Annotated in this window: 18 protein-coding genes; 7 read left to right on the top strand and 11 right to left on the bottom strand. The window is 57.8% G+C overall.

Annotated features, from left to right (window positions below; translation table 11 throughout):
- Positions 1-47: 47 nt before the first annotated feature.
- From ACQR3R_RS24635 to gpmI, 4 genes are all read right to left on the bottom strand, one after another.
- A complete protein-coding gene (locus ACQR3R_RS24635) occupies positions 48-821 on the bottom strand; it encodes a divergent polysaccharide deacetylase family protein (RefSeq protein ID WP_428276299.1) in 774 nt (257 codons plus the stop codon).
- A gap of 8 nt (positions 822-829) precedes the next feature.
- Positions 830-2,149, bottom strand: coding sequence for a S41 family peptidase (locus ACQR3R_RS24630; protein ID WP_428276297.1), 1,320 nt, complete (start codon positions 2,147-2,149; stop codon positions 830-832).
- 34 nt (positions 2,150-2,183) lie between these two features.
- Positions 2,184-3,470: a peptidoglycan DD-metalloendopeptidase family protein gene (locus ACQR3R_RS24625; protein ID WP_428276295.1), complete on the bottom strand. Its 1,287-nt coding sequence runs from the start codon at positions 3,468-3,470 to the stop codon at positions 2,184-2,186.
- A 228-nt stretch (positions 3,471-3,698) separates the two neighbouring features.
- Positions 3,699-5,228 (bottom strand): 2,3-bisphosphoglycerate-independent phosphoglycerate mutase, encoded by a 1,530-nt coding sequence (gene gpmI / locus ACQR3R_RS24620; RefSeq protein ID WP_428276293.1) that lies wholly within the window; start codon positions 5,226-5,228, stop codon positions 3,699-3,701.
- A 152-nt stretch (positions 5,229-5,380) separates the two neighbouring features.
- Between gpmI and ACQR3R_RS24615 the strand changes: the two genes are divergently transcribed.
- The 3 genes from ACQR3R_RS24615 to secB are packed head-to-tail and all read left to right on the top strand — an operon-like array spanning position 5,381 to position 6,582.
- Positions 5,381-5,794, top strand: a complete 414-nt coding sequence (locus ACQR3R_RS24615) for a rhodanese-like domain-containing protein (protein ID WP_428276291.1) — start codon at positions 5,381-5,383, stop codon at positions 5,792-5,794.
- A gap of 1 nt (position 5,795) precedes the next feature.
- Positions 5,796-6,050, top strand: a complete 255-nt coding sequence (grxC, locus tag ACQR3R_RS24610) for a glutaredoxin 3 (protein WP_428276289.1) — start codon at positions 5,796-5,798, stop codon at positions 6,048-6,050.
- A gap of 40 nt (positions 6,051-6,090) precedes the next feature.
- Positions 6,091-6,582 carry a protein-export chaperone SecB gene (gene secB / locus ACQR3R_RS24605; RefSeq protein ID WP_428276287.1) on the top strand — a complete coding sequence of 164 codons (492 nt, stop codon included), beginning with the start codon at positions 6,091-6,093 and terminating at the stop codon, positions 6,580-6,582.
- 86 nt (positions 6,583-6,668) lie between these two features.
- On the opposite strand, the gene ACQR3R_RS24600 is transcribed toward secB, so the two are convergent.
- Positions 6,669-7,124, bottom strand: a complete 456-nt coding sequence (locus ACQR3R_RS24600) for a TrmH family RNA methyltransferase (RefSeq protein ID WP_428276285.1) — start codon at positions 7,122-7,124, stop codon at positions 6,669-6,671.
- Between ACQR3R_RS24600 and ACQR3R_RS24595 the strand changes: the two genes are divergently transcribed.
- Entirely contained in the window at positions 7,123-7,563 is a 441-nt protein-coding gene (locus ACQR3R_RS24595; RefSeq protein ID WP_428276283.1) for a hypothetical protein, read from the top strand. The genes ACQR3R_RS24600 and ACQR3R_RS24595 overlap by 2 nt on opposite strands.
- Positions 7,564-8,195: 632 nt before the next feature.
- Here ACQR3R_RS24595 and ntrC read toward each other — a convergent pair.
- From ntrC to glnA, 5 genes are all read right to left on the bottom strand, one after another.
- Positions 8,196-9,632 (bottom strand): nitrogen regulation protein NR(I), encoded by a 1,437-nt coding sequence (ntrC, locus tag ACQR3R_RS24590; protein ID WP_428276281.1) that lies wholly within the window; start codon positions 9,630-9,632, stop codon positions 8,196-8,198.
- On the bottom strand, positions 9,629-10,714 hold the full coding sequence (glnL, locus tag ACQR3R_RS24585) for a nitrogen regulation protein NR(II) (RefSeq protein ID WP_428276279.1): 1,086 nt from the start codon (positions 10,712-10,714) through the stop codon (positions 9,629-9,631). The genes ntrC and glnL overlap by 4 nt, the downstream gene beginning before the upstream one ends.
- A gap of 230 nt (positions 10,715-10,944) precedes the next feature.
- On the bottom strand, positions 10,945-11,547 hold the full coding sequence (locus ACQR3R_RS24580) for a DUF4124 domain-containing protein (RefSeq protein ID WP_428276277.1): 603 nt from the start codon (positions 11,545-11,547) through the stop codon (positions 10,945-10,947).
- Between the two features lie 14 nt (positions 11,548-11,561).
- A complete protein-coding gene (locus tag ACQR3R_RS24575; protein ID WP_428276275.1) occupies positions 11,562-12,077 on the bottom strand; it encodes a DUF4124 domain-containing protein in 516 nt (171 codons plus the stop codon).
- A gap of 208 nt (positions 12,078-12,285) precedes the next feature.
- Positions 12,286-13,692 carry a glutamate--ammonia ligase gene (gene glnA, locus ACQR3R_RS24570; protein WP_428276273.1) on the bottom strand — a complete coding sequence of 469 codons (1,407 nt, stop codon included), beginning with the start codon at positions 13,690-13,692 and terminating at the stop codon, positions 12,286-12,288.
- Between the two features lie 331 nt (positions 13,693-14,023).
- Here glnA and thiI point away from each other — a divergent pair, with 331 nt between their 5' ends.
- Both thiI and typA read left to right on the top strand, forming a co-directional pair.
- Positions 14,024-15,478, top strand: a complete 1,455-nt coding sequence (gene thiI, locus ACQR3R_RS24565) for a tRNA uracil 4-sulfurtransferase ThiI (protein WP_428276271.1) — start codon at positions 14,024-14,026, stop codon at positions 15,476-15,478.
- Between the two features lie 138 nt (positions 15,479-15,616).
- Positions 15,617-17,437 (top strand): translational GTPase TypA, encoded by a 1,821-nt coding sequence (gene typA / locus ACQR3R_RS24560; protein ID WP_201115329.1) that lies wholly within the window; start codon positions 15,617-15,619, stop codon positions 17,435-17,437.
- 192 nt (positions 17,438-17,629) lie between these two features.
- Here typA and ACQR3R_RS24555 read toward each other — a convergent pair whose 3' ends face one another.
- The gene (locus ACQR3R_RS24555; protein WP_428276269.1) at positions 17,630-18,073 is read right to left on the bottom strand and encodes a YkgJ family cysteine cluster protein; all 444 of its coding nucleotides are present in this window, start codon (positions 18,071-18,073) and stop codon (positions 17,630-17,632) included.
- 257 nt (positions 18,074-18,330) lie between these two features.
- On the opposite strand from ACQR3R_RS24555, the gene ACQR3R_RS24550 reads away from it, so the two are divergent.
- Positions 18,331-20,781, top strand: a complete 2,451-nt coding sequence (locus tag ACQR3R_RS24550) for a glycogen/starch/alpha-glucan family phosphorylase (RefSeq protein WP_428276267.1) — start codon at positions 18,331-18,333, stop codon at positions 20,779-20,781.
- Positions 20,782-20,865: the final 84 nt, after the last annotated feature.

Below are 20,865 nucleotides of genomic sequence, written 5' to 3'. Positions count from 1 at the left end.
GAGGACGATGGTGGTAACTATCTATCGCTATCGGTTGTTAGCGATGACTAACGGTAAACGCCGTCTTTACCATGAGCCGCGGTGGCGCGATTACTGCGCACACTGATCATCTGTCTGATATCAATCCACTCGATACCTTGGGCCTTTAGCTTGGGCAGTTCGCGCTCAAGCACCGCGAGCGTTTGTGGATAAGGGTGTCCGATCATCACGGCCGATCCCTGTTTGCGGGCCAGATCAATTGCGCTCTGGAGCTGCTTGAAAATAGCGGCTTCAGTGCGCTCGTCATCCAGGAAAACATCGCGCGAGACACTGGCCAGCCCAATCTTCTGCGCCTCGGCTGCTGCAACGGTTTGCGCGCTGGTGCGGCTGTCGACGAAGAATTTGTTGCGCCGCTGCAGGTCAGCCATCAACCACGCCATGGCGGCTGGCTGGGCGGTCATGCGGCTGCCCATGTGGTTATTGATACCAGCGGTATAAGGCACGACTTTGAACGCCGCGATCAGGCGTTTTTCAAGTTCGTCGATGGGCAGGTCGGGGTGCCAGGCGAACGGACCGGTAGCAGGGTCCATGGGCATGTGCAGGATGACAATTTTGCCGGCACGATGAGCTTCGCGAGCGAATTCGGTGGCGTGCGGCGTGTCGGGCATGATCGCCGTCGTCACTGGACCGGGCAGGGCCAGCACACGCCGATCCCGGGGCAGGTTCTGGCCCAGGTCATCGATGATCAAGCTCAAGTAGGCTTTGCGCGGGGAGTCTGATGCGGCGGGCGTTGCGTGGGCAACACCCGCCAGACAGCACAGCAGGATGACTAAAAACCGCAAGTTCATCCTCAACGGCCGGAGGTGATGCTCAGCCCTTTGAGCAGGCTCAGCGCCTGGGCCAATTGGTAGTCATCATCTTGCGGCATCGGCTTGGCTTTGGCGCTGGAGCCGCTCGGTTTGTCGGCACCGCCGTTGCCATTACCCAGGTGACCCTGCAAATCGGCTTCCTTGAAGTATTCGCCGTCCTGCTCGCTGGTGATCTTGGCCTTGCGTACTTCGATGTCCGGAACGATGCCTTGAGCCTGGATAGAGCGCCCGTTTGGCGTGTAGTACAGCGCAGTGGTGATCTTCAGGGCGCGGTCGTTGTTCAATGGCAGAACGGTTTGCACCGAGCCTTTGCCGAAACTGGTAGTGCCCATCAGCACGGCGCGTTTCTGATCTTGCAAGGCGCCGGCAACGATTTCCGAGGCCGAAGCACTGCCGCCGTTGATCAGCACGACCATTGGCACAGCTTCGCTTTCGTCCTTGCCGGTCGCCGAGAAGCGCAATTCGGAGTTGGCGATACGGCCCTTGGTGTAAACGATCAGGCCTTTGGTAATGAAGTGGTCGACCACTTCCACTGCCGCTTGCAGTACGCCGCCCGGGTTGTTACGCAGGTCGAGGACGATACCGTTGAGCTTCTTGCCGTTGTCCTTGCGCAGTTTTGCCAGGGCTTTGGAGACCTCTTCGCCAGTCTTGACCTGGAACTGGGTAATACGAATGTAGCCGTAGCCCGATTCCAGCAACTGCGCCTTCACGCTCTTCACTTGAATGACGGCGCGCGCCAGGGTCACGTCGAACGGCGTCCCGCCATCGCGCACCAGGGTCAGGGTGATTTTCTGGCCGATCTTGCCGCGCATCTTGTCCACGGCTTCGGTCATGGTCTGGCCGCGAGTCGGCTGACCGTTGATTTTGACGATGAAGTCGCCAGCCTGAATGCCAGCCTTGGAGGCCGGCGTGTCATCGATTGGCGAAACCACTTTGATAAAACCGTCTTCGGCGCCGACTTCTATGCCCAGGCCGCCGAATTCGCCGCTGGTGCTTTCCTGCAACTCAGCGAAGTCTTCCGGGCCCAGATAGGCAGAGTGCGGGTCGAGGTTGCTGAGCATGCCTTTGATTGCATTTTCCAGCAGGGTCTTGTCATCCACAGGTTCGACATAGGCGGCTTTGATCCGGTCCATGACCTCGGCAAAGGTGCGCAACTCATCCAGCGGCAAGGGTGCCTTGGTTGTTGCAGCAGTGCCCGCAGGTGCGACTGCCGGAGCAGGTTGAGCAGCGAACGCCAGAGGCGCGCCAATCACCAGTGCGATCGTCAGGGCCAGCGAGGTAAGACGGGACAAATGCAGCATGTCGAACGAACTCCTAATGTAGGTGACTCAACGCCTATCCTTGCGCGTGACACCATTGCGCTGGATCACTCGGGTGACCCTGCTGACGAATAGCAAAATACAGCGCGGGTGTGTCTTGGCCGCCACTGTTACCGACAGTGGAAATGGACTCACCGGCTTTTACCACGTCACCCGCAGACTTGAGGAGCGTCTGGTTGTGACCGTAAAGACTCAAATAACCGTTGCCGTGGTCGAGAATCACCAGCAAACCGGCGCCTCGCAACCAGTCGGCAAACACCACGCGACCACCGTGTACGGCGTGCACCTGGCTGCCCGCGGAGGCGCTGATCATCACGCCGTCCCACTTGGTACGGGCATCGTCGCCACGGGTTTCACCAAAGCGTGCCAGCAGTCGACCATCAACAGGCCATGGAAGTTTTCCCCGGGTAGCAGCAAAAGGTCCACCGAATGTCTCGCCTGAACTTGAAACCAGAGCGCCGGGTGTTGATTTGACGGGTTTGCGTGGGGCGTCGCTGTTTTCAGCCTGAGCCTCACGTAAACGCTTTTTTTCGGCTTCCTGCTGGGCGATCAGCGCTTTTTGTCGCGCTTCTTCTGCCTCTCGGGCCTGGCGGGCCAAGGTTTCTTCAATGGTTTTTAGGACTTTAGACAGGTCTGCCTGATCCTGCTCGCGGGCTGCAAGCTTCTGATCGCGCGCCTTTACGTCGTCGTTGAGCTTGGCCAGGACTTGCTGGCGCTCTTTGCGGACTTTATCGAGTTCGTCGCGCTGACTGTCGAGGCTGCTTTTTTGCACCAGCAGCTGCGCTTGCTGCATAGCGATGTCTTTTTCGACATTGGCCAACTGGCGCAGGGTTTCGTTGAAGTTCTTCAACTGCTCCAGGCGCGCCTGGCTCAGATAGTCGTAATAGGTGAGGGTTCGGGCGAATTTTTCCGGGTTCTGCTGGTTCAGCAACAGTTTCAAGTACTCCTGACGGCCGTTCTGATAGGCCGCTCGGGCCTGAATGGCGATCAATCGTTGCTGTTCAGTGCGCGCGCTCTGGAGTTTTTTTTTCTCTCCATCAAGTCGCTGCAGCTCGGATTCACTCTTCTTCAACTCTTTTTGCAGGGCGTCGACCTGCTTCTCGAGTTTGCCCATCTCGGTTTCGGTGCCCTTGAGGTCTTTTTGCACACCGGATTTTTCTTCCTGCAGTTTGCCCAGCAGCTTCTTCAGCTCGGCAATGTCCTGACGCGTGGCGTCCAACTGTTGTTGGGTTTGCGCGCGCTCGTCAGCAAAGGCCGGTTGGAGCAGGCAAGTCAGAGCAAGGGCAATCAGGACGCGAAGCATAGAGGCGGGCGACACCAAGGAAAGGGACGGCCTAGTATGCCCGCCAAGCGCCGCAAAAAAAACGCCCATTTCGGGCTGTGTGATAACTGGCCCAAAAAACACCTCAAACCAATGTGGGAGCTTGCTGCTAGCGAAAGCAGTGGGCCAGGCAACGTTGATGTTGGCTGACACTGCGCGGTCGTTAGCAGGCTAGCTCCCACAGGGTTTGGTGGTGTTTGGCAGTTTGGGTTACACCAGAATCGACGTCCCGGTCATTTCTTTCGGTTTTTCAAGGCCCATCAGCATCAGCATCGTTGGCGCTACATCCGCCAGCACGCCGCCGTGGCGAACCTTGAAGTCGCGTTTGCCGACATAAATGAACGGCACCGGCTCGGTCGTGTGAGCGGTGTGAGCCTGGTGTGTTTCTTCGTCGGACATTTTCTCGCAGTTGCCGTGATCGGCGGTAATCAGCGCTTCACCGCCAACCTTTTCCAGCGCATCGACGATGCGGCCGACGCACAGGTCCAGGCATTCCACGGCTTTGACGGCTGCTTCAAGGTTGCCGCTATGGCCCACCATGTCGCCATTGGCGTAGTTGACCACGATCACATCGAAACGCTGGTGTTCGATGGCGTCGACGATGCGATCGGTCACTTCAGGCGCGCTCATCTCGGGCTGCAAGTCGTAGGTGGCCACTTTCGGCGACGGGATCAGGATGCGTTCTTCGCCCGGAAACGGTTCTTCACGGCCGCCAGAGAAAAAGAACGTCACGTGGGCGTATTTCTCGGTTTCGGCGATGCGCAGCTGGGTTTTGCCGTTTTTCGCCAAATAGTCGCCCAGCACGTTTTCCAGGCTGCCAGCGGCAAAAGCCGAGGGTGCTGGAATGCTGGCTGCGTATTGGGTCAGCATCACGAAACCGGCCAGTTTCGGCTGGCGGGCACGTTCGAAGTCCTTGAAACCGTCTTCAACGAACACGCGCGTCAGCTCGCGGGCGCGGTCGGCACGGAAGTTCATGAACACCACGGCGTCGCCATCCTCGACCTTTACCGGCTCGCCGATGGAGGTGGCTTTGACGAATTCATCGCTTTCGCCTCGAGCGTAGGCAGCTTCCAGACCTTCTTGTGCGGTGGCGGCGTTGAATTCGCCTTTGCCATCGACAATCAGGTTGTACGCCTGCTCCACACGGTCCCAACGGTTATCGCGGTCCATGGCGAAATATCGGCCAACGATGCTTGCGATCCGGCCTTTGCCCAGCGCCTGGAAAGTTGCGTCGAGCAGTTCGATGGACGACTGCGCACTTTTCGGTGGCGTGTCGCGGCCATCGAGGAAGGCGTGCAGGTAGATTTTTTCGGCGCCGCGTTTGAAGGCCAGTTCGGCCATGGCGACCAGATGATCCTGGTGGCTGTGAACGCCGCCTTCTGACAACAGGCCCATGAAGTGCACGGCTTTACCGGCAGCGACTGCCTTGTCGACGGCGGCGCAAATAGTCGGGTTTTCGAAAAACTCGCCGTCACGGATCGATTTGGTGACGCGCGTGAAGTCTTGATAAACCACGCGCCCGGCGCCGAGGTTCATGTGACCGACTTCCGAGTTGCCCATCTGGCCGTCCGGCAGGCCAACGTCCATGCCGCTGCCCGAGATCAAACCGTTCGGCACGGTGGCGGTCAGACGGTCCAGTACGGGCTTCCTGGCTGAGTACACGGCGTTGGCTTCGTGGCTCTCACTGTGACCGAAGCCGTCGAGAATAATCAGGACCAAAGGTTTAGGCGTGGTAGTCATGGATTCCACTCGTGGCTGAGTTAAAAGAGGGCAATGGAAAAGGGAGTGGCAGTTTAAAGCGAAGTTCCGACCGCGTCACCGCCGGACGGGGTTTGGCGCACCATATGGGCTGTGTATACTGGCCCACTTTTAACGCCCTGGAACCACCTTAAATGCTTGATCACCTGATTGCATTTGCCACCACCCACTATCTGCTGGCCGGTATTTTCGTTGTTCTGCTGGCCTTGCTGATCGCCCATGAAATGAAGGGCGGCGGTCGCAGCCTGAGCACCGGCGAGCTGACCGGGCTGGTCAACAAGGATGCAGGCGTCGTGGTCGACATTCGTCCCGCCAAGGATTTTGCTGCCGGTCATATCGTCGGCGCGTTGAACATTCCTCACGATAAGCTCACTGCTCGCATCGGCGAACTGGAAAAGCACAAGGCCAAGACCATTATCCTGGTCGACGCTGTGGGCCAGACTGCCGGTACGCATGCTCGCGAGCTGATGAAGGCCGGCTTCACCGCTGCCAAGCTGTCCGGCGGTATCTCCAGCTGGAAAGGCGATAACCTGCCGCTGGTGAAGTGATATGAGCCACGTCGTCGTCTACTCCAGCGATTACTGCCCTTATTGCTCGCGAGCCAAGTACCTGCTCGAGAACAAAGGCGTGGCCTTCGAAGAGATCAAGGTCGATGGCAAGCCGCAGGTGCGTGCCGCCATGGCCCAGAAGGCTGGACGTACGTCCGTGCCGCAGATCTGGATCGGCAGCACCCACGTCGGCGGCTGTGACGATTTGTTTGCCCTTGAGCGCGCCGGCAAGCTCGACGCCTTGCTCAAGGCCTGAATACTTTCCCTATAAGACCCAAGATCAGAAAGGATCTGAGATGACTGACCAACAGAACACTGCAGCTAGCGAAGAAGATACCGCACCGCAATTCTCCTTGCAGCGCATCTATGTACGTGACTTGTCCTTTGAAGCTCCGAAAAGCCCGGCGATTTTTCGCCAGCAGTGGGAGCCGAGCGTCGGTCTGGATCTGAATACCCGTCAGAAGGCTTTGGAAGGTGACTTCCACGAAGTCGTGCTGACCTTGTCGGTAACCGTTAAGAACGGTGAAAACGGAGAAGTGGCGTTCATCGCTGAAGTGCAACAGGCCGGGATCTTCCTGATCAAGAACCTGGACGACGCTTCGATGAGCCACACCCTCGGCGCGTTCTGCCCGAACATCCTGTTCCCGTACGCTCGTGAAACCCTGGACAGCCTGGTTACCCGTGGTTCGTTCCCGGCGCTGATGCTGGCCCCGGTGAATTTCGACGCCCTGTACGCACAAGAGCTGCAACGCATGCAGGAAGCAGGCGAGACTCCGACCGTTCAGTAAGCGGCGCACCGACATCCCTGTGGGAGTGAGCCTGCTCGCGATACCGCTATCGCGAGCAGTCTCACTCCCACATTTGTTATTGGGTATTACTTGAAGCCGAGTTGACGCCAGCCTTCATAAACGGCCACGGCCACGGTGTTCGACAGGTTCAGGCTGCGGCAACCTTCGCGCATTGGCAGGCGCAGGCGCTGTTCACCGGGCAGTGCATCGAGCACTTCGGCCGGCAACCCACGGCTTTCCGGGCCGAACAGAAACGCATCACCTTCAGCGAAACTGGCGTCGTGAAACGGACGCGAGCCTTTGGTGGTGAAGGCGAACAGGCGAGGATGGCCGAGGCTCTCAAGGCAGGTGGCGAGATCAGCATGACGTTGCAGCGTGGCGTACTCGTGGTAATCGAGACCGGCGCGGCGCAGACGTTTGTCGTCCATCTCGAAGCCCAGCGGTTCGATCAAATGCAGGTGGCAGCCACTGTTGGCGCACAGCCTGATAACGTTGCCGGTGTTCGGCGGAATTTCTGGTTGGAAAAGGATGACGTGAAACATGCACGGCTCCGAAGATAAAGATGACCGGCATTCTACGCCGCAAGCTGACCCGCGTTCGAAACTATTCCCACGAGTGATCGGTTCTCTGGTGATTGTCGGGGTAATGGTGGGGCTGATGATTGGTCGCTTGACCACGCCTGAGCCCAGTGCGCTGCAGCAAGTTGAGCTGACCGGCGATGGTTTGGTGGTGTGGTTCAACAATGAACCCAAGACTCACGGTGAAATCGTGGATGGCAGCATTGCGTTGCTGTTCGCAGCCGAGGGCAAGGCGCAGCAGGGTCAACTCAAGCTCAACGACAAAAGCGTGAACTGGCGGGTGCGTTTGACTGATGGGGGATTGTTGCTGACGTTGGTGGCGGCCCGACCTCTGCAAGGCCAGTGGGCCGGTAGCGAGGTCGATGACCGATGGCGATTGGAGGTCCATCTCCAGGAGCAATAAAAGAGGGAATCCCCGGCCTGCCTGTACCAAGGTTCCCAAAACGGCAGGGCTTACGCATTGCGTCGCAAGCCCGGTGTAAAGAAGGAACCCCTGACCTGCCTGTATCAGGGGCCCCAAAACTGGGTGGGCTCGTCGCCTGTGCGGTGTGAGCCCGGTGTAAAGAGGGGAATCCCCGGCCTGCCTGTACCAAGGTCCCCGAAACTGGGTAGTGAACTGAATCACTGATTGGACTATTGCAGGGGGCGTGCCAGCTTTTCATGTGTTGATACAAAAAATGGCTTAAAAGCGCCGAAAGCCCCGTTTTACGGGGCTTTCGTGTTTTTTCGATCAGGGTTCGATTGCGAAAGCAGAAAGGGTTTTGGAGCAGTGTTTGTGCGCGATTGCGGTTCACGGTGCATTCAGTCGGTGCACGGAACTCGAATTGTGGGCTTGCTCTGGGAGGCGTCCGGCGAAAGCGGTGGCTCAGTCAGTATCAATGTCCAAAGTAAAAGCCCCATCGCGAACAGGCTCGCTCTCACAGGGGATATTCAGTGTTTTCACCCTTGAGTGAACAACAAAGAACCCTGTGGGAGCGAGCCTGCGGGCGGCGTTCCGACGATTGAATTTAACGGTTAGTGAAGTGCTAAAGGCTGTTAGCCCTCATCCGCCTCATCATCGTCCCCGCCATCAACTTTCATTCCCAATTCCTTGATCTTGCGAGTCAGGGTATTACGCCCCCAGCCCAGCAAAACTGCGGCGTCGCGACGGCGGCCGGCGGTGTGCTTGAGGGCGGTTTCAATCATGATCCGTTCGAACGCCGGCACAGCGCTGTCGAGCAGGCTCGATTGACCGCGAGCCAGTGCCTGGTCAGCCCATTGACGCAGGGCTTGCTCCCAGTTGGTGACTGGCGCGGAGTCCTGCGGCAGGCTCAGCAGTTCTGGTGGCAGGTCACTGATGTGCACCTCGCGGCCCGACGCCATTACGGTGATCCAGCGGCAGGTGTTCTCCAACTGGCGGACGTTGCCGCCCCATGGCAGGTTCTTCAGGTATTCCTCGGTTTCGCTTTTCAGCAACTTGGGCTCGACCGCCAGTTCTTGCGCGGCGCGGCTGAGGAAGTGCCTGGCGAGCGTCGGGATGTCTTCGCGACGGTCCGACAGCCGTGGGATATGAATGCGGATCACGTTGAGGCGGTGGAATAAGTCTTCGCGGAATTTCCCGGCATGCACCAGGGTTTCGAGATTCTGGTGGGTGGCGGCGATGATTCGCACATCAACTTTCACCGGCGTATGACCGCCGACGCGGTAGAACTCGCCGTCCGCCAATACCCGCAGCAAGCGAGTCTGCGTGTCGGCCGGCATGTCGCCGATTTCATCGAGGAACAACGTGCCGCCGTCCGCTTGCTCGAAACGTCCGCGACGCAAATTTGCTGCGCCGGTGAACGCGCCTTTCTCATGGCCGAACAGCTCGGATTCCATCAAGTCTTTCGGGATTGCCGCCATGTTCAGCGCAATGAACGGCGAGGCCGCTCGTGGGCTGTGGCGATGCAGGGCATGAGCGACCAGCTCTTTACCAGTACCCGATTCGCCGTTGATCAGCACGGTGATGTTGGAGTGACTCAAGCGTCCGATGGCGCGAAACACTTCCTGCATCGCCGGCGCTTCGCCGATGATTTCTGGCGTGCGAGTCAAGGCGACCGGCACCTCCAAACCTTGCTGTTCCTGGGCGTGCTGGTTGGCGCGCTTGACCAGGGAAACCGCTTCATCCACGTCGAAGGGCTTGGGCAGGTATTCAAAAGCGCCACCCTGATAGGACGCGACAGCGCTGTCCAGATCCGAGTGAGCGGTCATGATGATCACTGGCAACCGTGGGTGTTGCTCGCGAATCCGCGCCAGAAGGTCCAGGCCGCTCGCACCCGGCATACGGATGTCGGAGATGATCACGTCCGGCTGCTGACGCGCCAGGCGGCTCATTACGCCATCGGCGCTGTCGAAGCTTTGCGTGGTCATTCCTTCCTGCTGCAAGGCTTTTTCCAGGACCCAACGGATAGAACGGTCGTCATCGACGATCCACACGGTTTCACTACGGCTCATGTCGATGTGGCTCCTTGTTCCAGTGGCAGAAAGATCGAGAAAGTGGTGTGGCCTGGATGGCTCTCACATTCGATCAGGCCCTGGTGCTGGCTGATGATGTTCTGGGTAATGGCCAGGCCCAGCCCGGTACCGTCCGGACGGCCGCTGACCATGGGAAAGAAGATGGTTTCCTGAAGTTCCGCAGGGATGCCGGGACCGTTGTCGATGATTTCGATTTTGGTCACCAGGCGATGGCGCACATGGCCGATGGTGAACTGGCGCATGGCGCGGGTGCGAAGGCTGATGCGGCCAAGGCGCAGCTCGTTTTGGCTGCTGATGGCCTGCATCGCGTTACGCACGATATTCAGTACGGCCTGAATCATCTGTTCGCGGTCGATCAATACGTCGGGAATGCTGGGGTCGTAATCGCGCACCAACGTGATGCATCCCTGGCTTTCGGCCTCCACCAGATGACAAACGCGCTCCAGCACTTCATGGACATTGCACATCGCCAGCGACGGCAGCTTGTTGGAGCCAAGCATGCGATCCACCAGATTTCGCAGGCGGTCGGCTTCCTCGATGATCACATTGGTGTAGTCGCGCAGGCTTGCTTCCGGCAGTTCACGCGCCAGCAGTTGCGCCGCGCCACGAATCCCGCCCAGTGGGTTCTTGATCTCATGAGCGAGGCCGCGCACCAGCATCTTGCTGGTTTCCTGCTTCGACAACTGAGCTTCTTCCTTGGTGATCCGCAGCAAGCGGTCACGCGGGTGGACTTCCAGCAGCAGCATGGTTGCGCCGTTGGCCAGAATCGGCGTGACCGCATAATCGACGGTCAGTGTCTGGCCGGTGAGGGCGGTCAGCATCGCTTCACGCTTGGTAAACGGGTGCGCCTGCTCGACCGCTTGGCGCAGGGAATTCAGCGCTTCGGTGGACTCGGTGAACAGCTCGCTGATGAATTGCCCATGACTGCGTTGACCACTGATTGCCAGCAGCATCTCTGCCGCCGGGTTCATGTACTCCAGGCGCAATTCGGCATCGAGCAGAATGGTGGCGGTGGTCAGGTTGTCTAGTAGCAAGCGATGCAGTGCGTCACTGATGGTCATTAGGACCTCTTTTGGAGCAGGGCGCGCGCATGAATAAAGCGCTGATGCGAGGAAAATGCAAAAAACAAACCAAGGCTCCGAAAAGAAGCGTTTGAGGCCTGAAACAGGCGTTTTACGCTCGCTTGCGTGGCGTTCTGCCAGTTATCGCGGGTATTTTCGAACCAAAATGGGATGACCTATGGGTACGGTGCACTCTATCGCACCAACATGGTGCGTATACCTGAACGAGATTAGAAGAACCTCAAGAACGGGTTTTTCTCTTCGGCAGGTTTGTTTTTGAGCGCGCATTCTGGCCGCTGGCCGTAATCGTCCAGGGTGCACGGCTTGACCTGGCGCTTTTGCGCCAGGGAAATGCGCAGCATATGAAACGGCTGATTGGCCGTGCGCTCAACCGTACGACCGTGTTCGTCAAGAATTTCCACTGACAGGTTGTGCGTGCCGCGGTCGATGTTGTTCAAGGCGAATACCGGGCTGGGGCCAGGTTCTGCGGTGGGTTTGCCATCAAGCAGCAAACGATAGCGATGGCCATGCTGCAGGCCGGGCTCGCTGGTGACGCTGACGATCAGTTCGCCGGCACTGCTGCGCACGGTGGCGTCAGGGTCGGGAACCAGCACCCGGAGCATGTCGTAGTGGAACAGCGGTTTGGGGTCGGTTTTCTTCGTCGATGTCAGCGGGGTGGCACCGGTCGGGTTGGCGGACATGCGATTGCTGGGTGCCAGCGGCACACGCTTGGCGTTGCCCGAGCCCGGTTGGTCGGTGAAGACCCGATTGCCTTGGGCGTCGAGGTAGGTAAAAACCTCGGCCGACACCGGCAAAGCCATCAGGCAGGTCATCAGCAGCCACCACCTCACGGTGTGTGCACCCGTTGCACGGTCAACGTCACGGTCGGACTTTGCTGGATAACGTTTTCGCCACTGATGACCTGTACCGCGAGACGGTGTTCGCCCCGGTCGACGTTCACCAGTTGCAGGATCGGCACGTTACTTGGCTGGCCATAAGGTTGATCGTCCAGCAGCAACCTCAATAAATGTGTGCCTTGCAGGCGCGGTTTGATCATCACGCTGACTGTGAATGTGCCGTTGTTGGCGCGCAAGGCTTCCTCGCTCGGCAAACCGCTAAGCTCTAGCACTTCATAGGCGCTGGCGGGTGATTGGGCTGTTTGGTTGTGGGTGGGCGTGGCGGATTCGACCGGTGGCTGAGGCGTGACGCTGTTGAGCGGTGGTAACTCGACCGGTTGCGCCTGCACGCCATCAGGCGGCTGGTTGCTGTAGGCAGTGTTGCCGGCAGCGTCGGTGTACTTGTAGATCTGCGCTGCTACGGGCAGGGCGATCAACAGCAATATCAGTAGGAAACCACGACCCATAAAATTGACCGCAAGCGAAGGCGTTGGGTTGCAGCATAGGCCAGGGGCGACGGTTGGCCCAAGTCGTTAACATTTGGGCATGATTTGCCTCGCTCTATCAGACAGCACAAAAACCCACATGGATTCATCGGTAGCCGACGAATCGCAGGCACAAAAAAGGCCTCCCGAAGGAGGCCTCTGTCACGCCGCTTGCGCAGGCGCTACTGGATCAGCAGCTGTAGTACAGCTCGTATTCCAGTGGGTGTACGAAGGTGCGAACCTTGATTTCTTCTTCGCTTTTCAGGGCGATGTAAGCGTCGATGAAATCGTCGCTGAAAACGCCGCCCTTGGTCAGGAACGCGCGGCCCTTGTCCAACTCTTCCAGGGCTTCTTTCAGGCTGCCGCAAACTTGTGGGATCTCTTTCGCCTCTTCAGGCGGCAGGTCATACAGGTTTTTGTCAGCAGCGTCGCCTGGGTGGATCTTGTTCTGGATGCCGTCCAGGCCAGCCATTACCAGGGCAGCGAAGGCCAGGTACGGGTTAGCTGCTGGATCCGGGAAGCGAGCTTCGATACGGCGAGCGCGAGGGCTGGACACGTAAGGAATACGGATCGAAGCGGAACGGTTGCGAGCCGAGTAGGCCAGCATTACCGGTGCTTCAAAACCTGGGACCAGACGCTTGTAGGAGTTGGTCGACGGGTTGGTGAAGCCGTTCAGAGCCTTACCGTGCTTGATGATGCCGCCAATGAAGTACAGGGCGGTATCGGACAGGCCGGCATAGCCTTCGCCAGCGAAGGTGTTCTTGCCATCTTTAGCGATGGACAGGTGAACGTGCATACCCGAACCGTTATCGCCGTACAGAGGCTTAGGCATGAAGGTCGCGGTGCGGCCGTATGCATCAGCTACGTTGTGTACGCAGTATTTCAGGGTTTGAACTTCATCAGCCTTGGCAACCAGGGTGTTGAACTTCACGCCGATTTCGTTTTGGCCAGCCGTTGCCACTTCGTGGTGGTGAACTTCGATGACCAGGCCCATTTCTTCCATGGCGTTGCACATGGAGGTACGGATTTCGTGGTCGTGGTCGAACGGAGGAACCGGGAAGTAGCCGCCCTTGACACCTGGACGGTGGCCACGGTTACCGCCTTCAACGTCCTGGTCGGACATCCACGAACCTTGTTCGGAGTAGATCTTGAACATGGAACCGGAGATGTCGGACTTGAATTTCACTTCGTCGAAGATGAAGAATTCAGGCTCTGGACCTACGAATACGGTGTCGCCGATACCGGTCGACTTCAGGTATTCCTCGGCACGTTTGGCGATGGCGCGTGGGTCGCGGTCGTAGCCTTGCATGGTCGAAGGCTCGATCACGTCGCAAACCAGGATCAGGGTTGGCTCTTCGGTGAACGGGTCAAGAACGGCAGTGCTGTCGTCCGGCATCAGGATCATGTCGGAGGCTTCGATGCCTTTCCAGCCAGCAATGGAGGAACCGTCGAACATTTTGCCTTCTTCAAAGAAAGCGTCATCCAGCGCGTCGCGAGCCGGCATGGTCACGTGGTGCTGAGTGCCTTTGGTGTCCGTGAAGCGCAGATCAATCCACTTGACGTCATGATCTTTGATGAGTTGAACCGACTTCGACATAGTGTCCTCCGGGTGGCTTCGGGCTTAAGTAGTGGATGCCCTTAGAATGTGGGTGATGCCGGCGCGAATACTCTGCCATGGCAACCTGCCTCACAAGGGAGCAAATTGCATGCCAGTGCCCCACCATGGGTTTTTTGCCCCAAATTCACGCTCATAAACGTACAAAGCGCCTTTAAGTGGAAAATTACGCCCTCTAATGTGGCGTTGGATTCTTAAAATGACCTGTTTTGGTGCGAGCAAAACCTTCTGCACATTAACTGGTTAAACCTTGAACAATTTCCGCTATAATCCGCGCCCCCCTTTTTCGGCTGGCCCAGCGCGCGCTGTTTTCATGAAACTAATCGTAAAAGTCTTCCCCGAGATCACCATTAAAAGCCGCCCGGTACGGATGCGTTTCATCCGTCAGTTGGCTAAAAACATCCGCACCGTGCTCCGCGATCTGGACCCGGCCGTGGTGGTGAACGGTGTGTGGGACAATCTCGAGCTTGAAACCCGCGTGGGCGAGCCCAAAGTACTGAAGGAGATGACCGATCGCCTGAGTTGCATGCCGGGCATCGCGCATTTTCTGCAGGTCGATGAATACCCGCTGGGCGACTTTGACGACATCGTTGCCAAGTGCAAGCAGCACTTCGGTGAAGCACTGGCCGGGAAGATTTTTTCGGTGCGTTGCAAGCGTGCCGGCAAGCATGAATTCAGCTCGATGGACGTTGAAAAATACGTCGGCAGCCAACTGCGTCGTCAGTGCGGTGCCGCGGGTATTTCGCTGAAAGACCCGCAAATCGAAGTTCGAATCGAAATTCGCGACAAACGGTTGTTTGTGATTCACAGCCAGCACAACAGCATCGGCGGTTATCCGCTGGGCGCGTTGGAGCAGACGCTTGTATTGATGTCTGGCGGCTTCGATTCCACGGTGGCTGCCTACCAGATCATGCGTCGCGGCCTGATGAGCCACTTCTGCTTCTTCAATCTGGGCGGACGGGCCCATGAACTGGGCGTTATGGAAGTCGCGCACTTCATCTGGAAGAAGTACGGCAGCTCCCAACGCGTGTTATTTGTCAGTGTGCCGTTCGAAGAAGTATTGGGAGAAATTCTCGGGAAAGTCGATAACAGTCATATGGGTGTAGTTTTGAAGCGTATGATGTTGCGCGCTGCTTCCCGTATTGCCGATCGGCTGGAAATCGACGCGCTGGTAACCGGCGAGGCGATTTCTCAGGTTTCGAGCCAGACACTGCCGAACCTGTCCGTGATCGACTGCGTGACCGACAAGTTGGTATTGCGCCCGCTGATCGCCAGTCACAAGCAGGACATCATCGATCTGGCCAACGAAATCGGTACTGCCGATTTCGCCAAGCACATGCCGGAATACTGCGGGGTCATCTCGGTGAACCCAAAGACCCACGCCAAGCGTCCTCGCGTGGAGCATGAAGAGAAAGAATTCGACATGGCGGTGCTTGAGCGTGCGCTCGAGAACGCCAAACTGGTGCCAATCGATCGCGTAATCGACGAATTGGGCCAGGATTTGCAGATTGAAGAAGTCAGCGAAGCGCTGGCGGGGCAAATCGTCATCGACATCCGTCATCCGGATGCCGCTGAAGATGATCCGCTGGCCCTGGCTGGTATCGAGGTACACGCGATGCCTTTCTATGCATTGAACGCTCGTTTCAAGGAACTGGACCCTACTCGCCAGTACCTGCTGTATTGCGACAAAGGCGTGATGAGTCGCCTGCATGCCCACCATTTGCTCAGTGAGGGGCATGCCAATGTGCGCGTTTATCGACCGAGCTAAGTGCCCGGGGCTGTTTGCCTGTGGCCTGCGTCACCGGCCCCCCGACGCCGCCGTCAAGCTGTAACGGCTTTGCCGGACGACACGTTAATCGCTGCCAGGACTTGTCAGCACACCGAATCCTCTGATCGAGATACACAAGTGATCGAAAATCTACGCAACATCGCCATCATTGCTCACGTTGACCATGGTAAGACCACCCTGGTAGACAAGCTCTTGCGTCAATCCGGCACCCTGGAGCGCAACGAGCTCAACGACGAGCGCGTGATGGACTCCAACGACCAGGAGAAAGAACGCGGTATTACCATTCTGGCGAAAAACACCGCCATCAACTGGAACGGCTACCACATCAACATCGTGGACACCCCGGGCCACGCCGACTTCGGCGGCGAAGTTGAACGCGTAATGTCGATGGTTGACTCCGTTCTGCTGCTGGTTGACGCTCAAGACGGCCCTATGCCGCAAACCCGTTTCGTGACCAAGAAGGCTTTCGAAGCCGGCCTGCGTCCAATCGTGGTGATCAACAAGGTTGACCGTCCGGGCGCACGTCCGGATTGGGTTCTGGACCAGATCTTCGACCTGTTCGACAACCTGGGCGCTACCGAAGAACAGCTGGACTTCAAAGTCGTCTACGCCTCGGCCCTGAACGGCATTGCCGGTCTGGAACACACCGACATGGCTGAAGACATGACCCCGCTGTACCAGTCGATCGTCGACAACGTACCAGCACCTAAAGTTGACCGTGACGGCCCGTTCCAGATGCAAATCTCGGCACTGGACTACAACAGCTTCCTGGGCATTATCGGCGTTGGCCGTATCGCTCGTGGTCGCGTCAAGCCGAACACCCAGGTTGTGGCAATCGATGCCGACGGCAAGCGCCGCAATGGCCGTATCCTGAAGCTGATGGGTCACCACGGTCTGCACCGCATCGACGTTGAAGAAGCAGCTGCCGGCGACATCGTCTGCATCAGCGGCTTCGATTCGCTGTTCATCTCCGACACTCTGTGCGACCCACTGAATGTTGAAGCGATGAAGCCGCTGACCGTTGACGAACCAACCGTTTCGATGACCTTCCAGGTTAACGACTCGCCGTTCTGCGGCCGTGAAGGCAAGTTCGTCACCAGCCGTAACATCAAAGAGCGTCTGGACAAGGAACTGCTCTACAACGTTGCCCTGCGCGTTGAAGAAGGCGACACCGCCGACAAGTTCAAAGTCTCCGGCCGAGGTGAGCTGCACCTCTCGGTACTGATCGAAACCATGCGTCGCGAAGGCTTCGAAATGGGTGTTGGTCGTCCGGAAGTGATCATCCGCATGGTTGACGGCGTGAAGCACGAACCGTACGAAAACGTGACCATCGACCTGCCAGAAGAATCGCAAGGTTCGATCATGGAACAGATCGGTATCCGTAAAGGCGACCTGACCAACATGGTTCCGGATGGCAAGGGCCGTGTGCGCCTTGAGTACAACATCCCGGCACGTGGCCTGATCGGTTTCCGTAACGAGTTCCTGACCCTGACCTCCGGTGCAGGCATCCTGACCTCGATCTTCGACCGTTACGACGTGATGAAGTCCGGCGACATGTCCGGCCGTCAGAACGGCGTGCTGGTTTCGGTTGCTACCGGTAAGGCGCTGACTTACTCGCTGGAAACCCTGCAAGCTCGCGGCAAACTGTTCCTGGGTCACGGTGAAGACGTGTACGAAGGTCAAATCGTCGGCATCAACAGCCGCGACAACGACCTGGGCGTTAACCCAACCAAGGGCAAGAAGCTCGACAACATGCGTGCCTCGGGTAAAGACGAAACCATCGCTTTGGTTCCGCCTATCCGTTTCACCCTGGAGCAGGCTCTGGAATTCGTTCAAGAAGACGAATTGTGCGAAGTCACTCCTAAGTCCATCCGTCTTCGCAAGAAGATCCTGGGCGAAAGCGAGCGTACCCGCGCTGCCAAGAAGTCCGGTAACTAAGATATTTAGTTAGCTGGCAAAAAAACGCCCCCGACCGCAAGGTCGGGGGCGTTTTTGTTTGTCTGGGGTTTGTGCGGTGTTTGTGCCGGCCTCATCGCGAGCAGCCTCCCACAGGGATTTGTACGTTACACAAATCAAAGGTGGGAGCGAGCCTGCTCGCGATGAGTGCCTGTCAGGCAGCTAGATTTCGGATCAGAATTTCTCGAGCGTGCGACGGCTTTCGCTGGTCTCGCGCGCCACTTCTTTTGGCTTGTAAGCGCAATACCCTGGGCGTGGCCCGATTTTTGGGTGGTTGCGGCAAGTATCTGGGCGCTTATCATAAATAGTGCACAAACGGCTCTTACGATCCAGGTACAGGCAATCGTTGTTGCTCATGCGCTGAAGGGTGAATATTTCGGTCTTCTGGCTGTAGCGCTCGACGATGCCTTCCTTCTGCAGACGCTTGGCGATGTTCTTCGGCGGCTCACCGCGTTCGAATTCGTCGACGATGCCGATCCGGATCAGATCCTTGATCTTGACCTCGACCGGTAGGGTGCAACAGCTGGACACGCACGAGCCGCACATAGGCGCAGAGTACTTGGCCCAAGTATCGAGGCGATCTATCTCTGCAGCAGCGATCAGGTTGGGTTTCATCATCGGTTGTTACCAGCGTGTGCATCAGGGCGCGCGATCATACCGGGACTGGTGGATTTTTGAACAACCTTTCGCCAGATTTTTTTGTAAGGGACCGGATAAGTCATGAAATCCGGCACGGCCCCTGCATTCATTCAGGCACATGACAATGCAATGCCGGGCTAACTCGGATTAACACGAAAAACTGCCGAACCAGAGCCTCTACCACCTGTCAGACCGACTAGGCTCAGACAACTCAAAGCTCGCTCGAGGTCCTATCGATGACTCAAGAACCACTTGTTCGCGAAGCAGAGGTGGCCGCATTCCGCGACGCCGTCTTGACCAAACTCACTTACGCGGTGGGTAAAGACCCGGATCACGCCTTCGACCACGACTGGTTCGAAGCCATTGCCTTGGCAGCGCGCGATCACATGGTTGAACACTGGATGGATCACACGCGGCAGATCTACCGCAAAGGTCAAAAACGGGTTTACTACCTGTCTCTCGAATTTCTGATCGGCCGGCTGCTGTATGACAGCCTTAGCAACCTCGGCTTACTCGATGTCGCCCGTGAAGCCCTGACAGAACTGGGTGTAGACCTGGAGCGTATCCGCCTGCTGGAGCCCGATGCGGCGCTGGGCAATGGTGGCCTTGGTCGCCTGGCGGCGTGCTTCATGGAAAGCATGTCGACGCTCGGCATTGCCGGCCATGGCTATGGGATTCGTTACGAGCACGGGTTGTTCCGTCAGGCGATTGTCGATGGCTGGCAACAGGAGCAAACCGAACACTGGCTGGATTTCGGTAACCCGTGGGAGTTCGAGCGGCCGGAGGTCGTTTACCCGATCGGCTTCGGCGGCAGTGTAGAAACGGTGACCGACGAAACCGGCAAGACCAAACAGGTCTGGACGCCGGTAGAAACCGTTCGCGCGATTGCCTACGACACACCGGTGGTTGGCTGGCGCGGTGCTAGCGTCAACACGTTAAGGCTGTGGCGCGCCCGTGCCATGGAAGATCTGCACCTGGAGCGCTTCAATGCCGGTGACCACTTGGGCGCCGTTGCCGAAGTCGCCCGGGCTGAAAGCATTTCGCGCGTGCTGTACCCGGCTGATAGCACCGAGGCCGGCCAGGAATTGCGCCTGCGTCAGGAATACTTCTTTGTTGCGGCCTCGCTGCAGGATTTGCTGCGTCGGCATCGCAACATGCACACCTCGGTGCTGACACTGGGCGATCACGCGGCGATCCAGCTGAATGACACACACCCATCCATTGCCGTGGCCGAACTGATGCGCCAGTTGGTCGACATCTATGACGTGGCGTGGGATGCGGCATGGCAGGTGACGGTCGATACGCTGTCATACACCAACCACACACTGTTGCCCGAAGCGCTGGAAACCTGGCCGGTCGGTTTGATGGAGCGGATGCTGCCGCGACACATGCAGATTATTTACCTGATCAACGCCCAGCACATCGATTCGCTGCGCGCCAAAGGTGTGCATGACTTCGACGTCCTGCGCGCGGTGTCGCTGATCGAGGAAGACAACGGCCGTCGCGTACGCATGGGCAACCTGGCATTCCTGGGCTCGCACAGTGTCAACGGCGTGTCCGGGCTGCACACGCAACTGATGCGCAAAACGGTGTTCTCCGAGTTGCACAAGTTGTACCCGGAGCGGATCAACAACAAAACCAACGGCATTACGTTCCGCCGCTGGCTGTATCAGGCCAACCCCGAACTGACATCAATGATGGTCGATGCCCTCGGGCCCGATCTGCTGGATAACGCCGAGCAGCGTCTGCTGGAACTGGAACCGTTTGCCGAGAAGCAATCCTTCCGCAAGCAGTTTGCCGAACAGCGTCTGCACAGTAAAAAGGCCTTGGCGTACATCATTCACGAGCGGCTTGGGGTGGCGGTCAACCCGGCGGCGATGTTCGACGTACAAGTCAAACGGATCCACGAATACAAGCGTCAGTTGCTTAACCTGATGCACACCGTGGCGCTGTACCAGGCGATCCGGGCCGAGCCGGAAGTTGACTGGGTACCGCGAGTGAAAATCTTCGCCGGCAAGGCTGCGGCGAGTTATCACCAGGCCAAACTGATCATCAAGTTGACCAACGATATCGCTCGGGTGGTCAATAACGACCCGACAGTGCGCGGGTTGCTGAAAGTGGTGTTCCTGCCCAACTACAACGTCAGCCTGGCGGAGAGCATTATTCCGGCGGCGGATTTGTCCGAGCAGATTTCCACCGCAGGCTTCGAGGCTTCCGGTACCAGCAACATGAAGTTCGGCCTCAACGGCGCGCTGACCATCGGTACCCTTGATGGCGCCAACGTGGAAATGTGCGAGCGCATTGGTGCCGAGCACATGTTTATCTTTGGTCTCAGCGCGCAGCAGGTTGAAGCGCGCAAGCAGAACCATGAGTTCAGTGCCGCGCCGGACATCGCTGCCTCGCATCGTTTGAATGATGTGCTGCAAGCGATACGCGGCGGAGTGTTCTCACCCGATGATCCATCTCGCTACGCCGGTTTGATCGACTCGTTGGTGGACTACGACCGCTTTCTGGTGTGTGCCGACTTCGATTCTTATTGGGATGCGCAAATGCGTGTTGAAGCGCATTGGCACGATTCTCAGGAATGGTGGCGCTCTGCGGTGCTGAACACGGCGCGCATGGGTTGGTTCTCGTCCGACCGGACCATTCGTGAGTACGCGACGGAGATCTGGAAGGCCCTGGAGTAACTTTTAGCAATAATTGCGAGCAAGGCCCAACGCCTGTTGGGCCGGATCGATATACTAAGCACCGGTTACACCGAGCGGTAAGCA

The sequence above is a fragment of the Gordonia sp. IEGM753 genome, assembly GCF_050321825.1.
Taxonomy (GTDB): Bacteria; Pseudomonadota; Gammaproteobacteria; order Pseudomonadales; family Pseudomonadaceae; genus Aquipseudomonas.
This window is presented reverse-complemented; position numbering and strand designations above follow the sequence as displayed.

Coding starts and splice junctions, on each gene's coding strand:
- thiI (WP_428276271.1), top strand. CDS start 14,024: ATGAAACTAATCGTAAAAGTCTTCCCCGAGATCACCATTAAAAGCCGC.
- grxC (WP_428276289.1), top strand. CDS start 5,796: ATGAGCCACGTCGTCGTCTACTCCAGCGATTACTGCCCTTATTGCTCG.
- ACQR3R_RS24550 (WP_428276267.1), top strand. CDS start 18,331: ATGACTCAAGAACCACTTGTTCGCGAAGCAGAGGTGGCCGCATTCCGC.
- ACQR3R_RS24595 (WP_428276283.1), top strand. CDS start 7,123: ATGCACGGCTCCGAAGATAAAGATGACCGGCATTCTACGCCGCAAGCT.
- ACQR3R_RS24555 (WP_428276269.1), bottom strand. CDS start 18,073: ATGATGAAACCCAACCTGATCGCTGCTGCAGAGATAGATCGCCTCGAT.
- ACQR3R_RS24580 (WP_428276277.1), bottom strand. CDS start 11,547: ATGACCTGCCTGATGGCTTTGCCGGTGTCGGCCGAGGTTTTTACCTAC.
- glnA (WP_428276273.1), bottom strand. CDS start 13,692: ATGTCGAAGTCGGTTCAACTCATCAAAGATCATGACGTCAAGTGGATT.
- ntrC (WP_428276281.1), bottom strand. CDS start 9,632: ATGAGCCGTAGTGAAACCGTGTGGATCGTCGATGACGACCGTTCTATC.
- ACQR3R_RS24615 (WP_428276291.1), top strand. CDS start 5,381: ATGCTTGATCACCTGATTGCATTTGCCACCACCCACTATCTGCTGGCC.
- gpmI (WP_428276293.1), bottom strand. CDS start 5,228: ATGACTACCACGCCTAAACCTTTGGTCCTGATTATTCTCGACGGCTTC.
- ACQR3R_RS24630 (WP_428276297.1), bottom strand. CDS start 2,149: ATGCTGCATTTGTCCCGTCTTACCTCGCTGGCCCTGACGATCGCACTG.
- ACQR3R_RS24600 (WP_428276285.1), bottom strand. CDS start 7,124: ATGTTTCACGTCATCCTTTTCCAACCAGAAATTCCGCCGAACACCGGC.
- ACQR3R_RS24625 (WP_428276295.1), bottom strand. CDS start 3,470: ATGCTTCGCGTCCTGATTGCCCTTGCTCTGACTTGCCTGCTCCAACCG.
- glnL (WP_428276279.1), bottom strand. CDS start 10,714: ATGACCATCAGTGACGCACTGCATCGCTTGCTACTAGACAACCTGACC.
- secB (WP_428276287.1), top strand. CDS start 6,091: ATGACTGACCAACAGAACACTGCAGCTAGCGAAGAAGATACCGCACCG.
- ACQR3R_RS24575 (WP_428276275.1), bottom strand. CDS start 12,077: ATGGGTCGTGGTTTCCTACTGATATTGCTGTTGATCGCCCTGCCCGTA.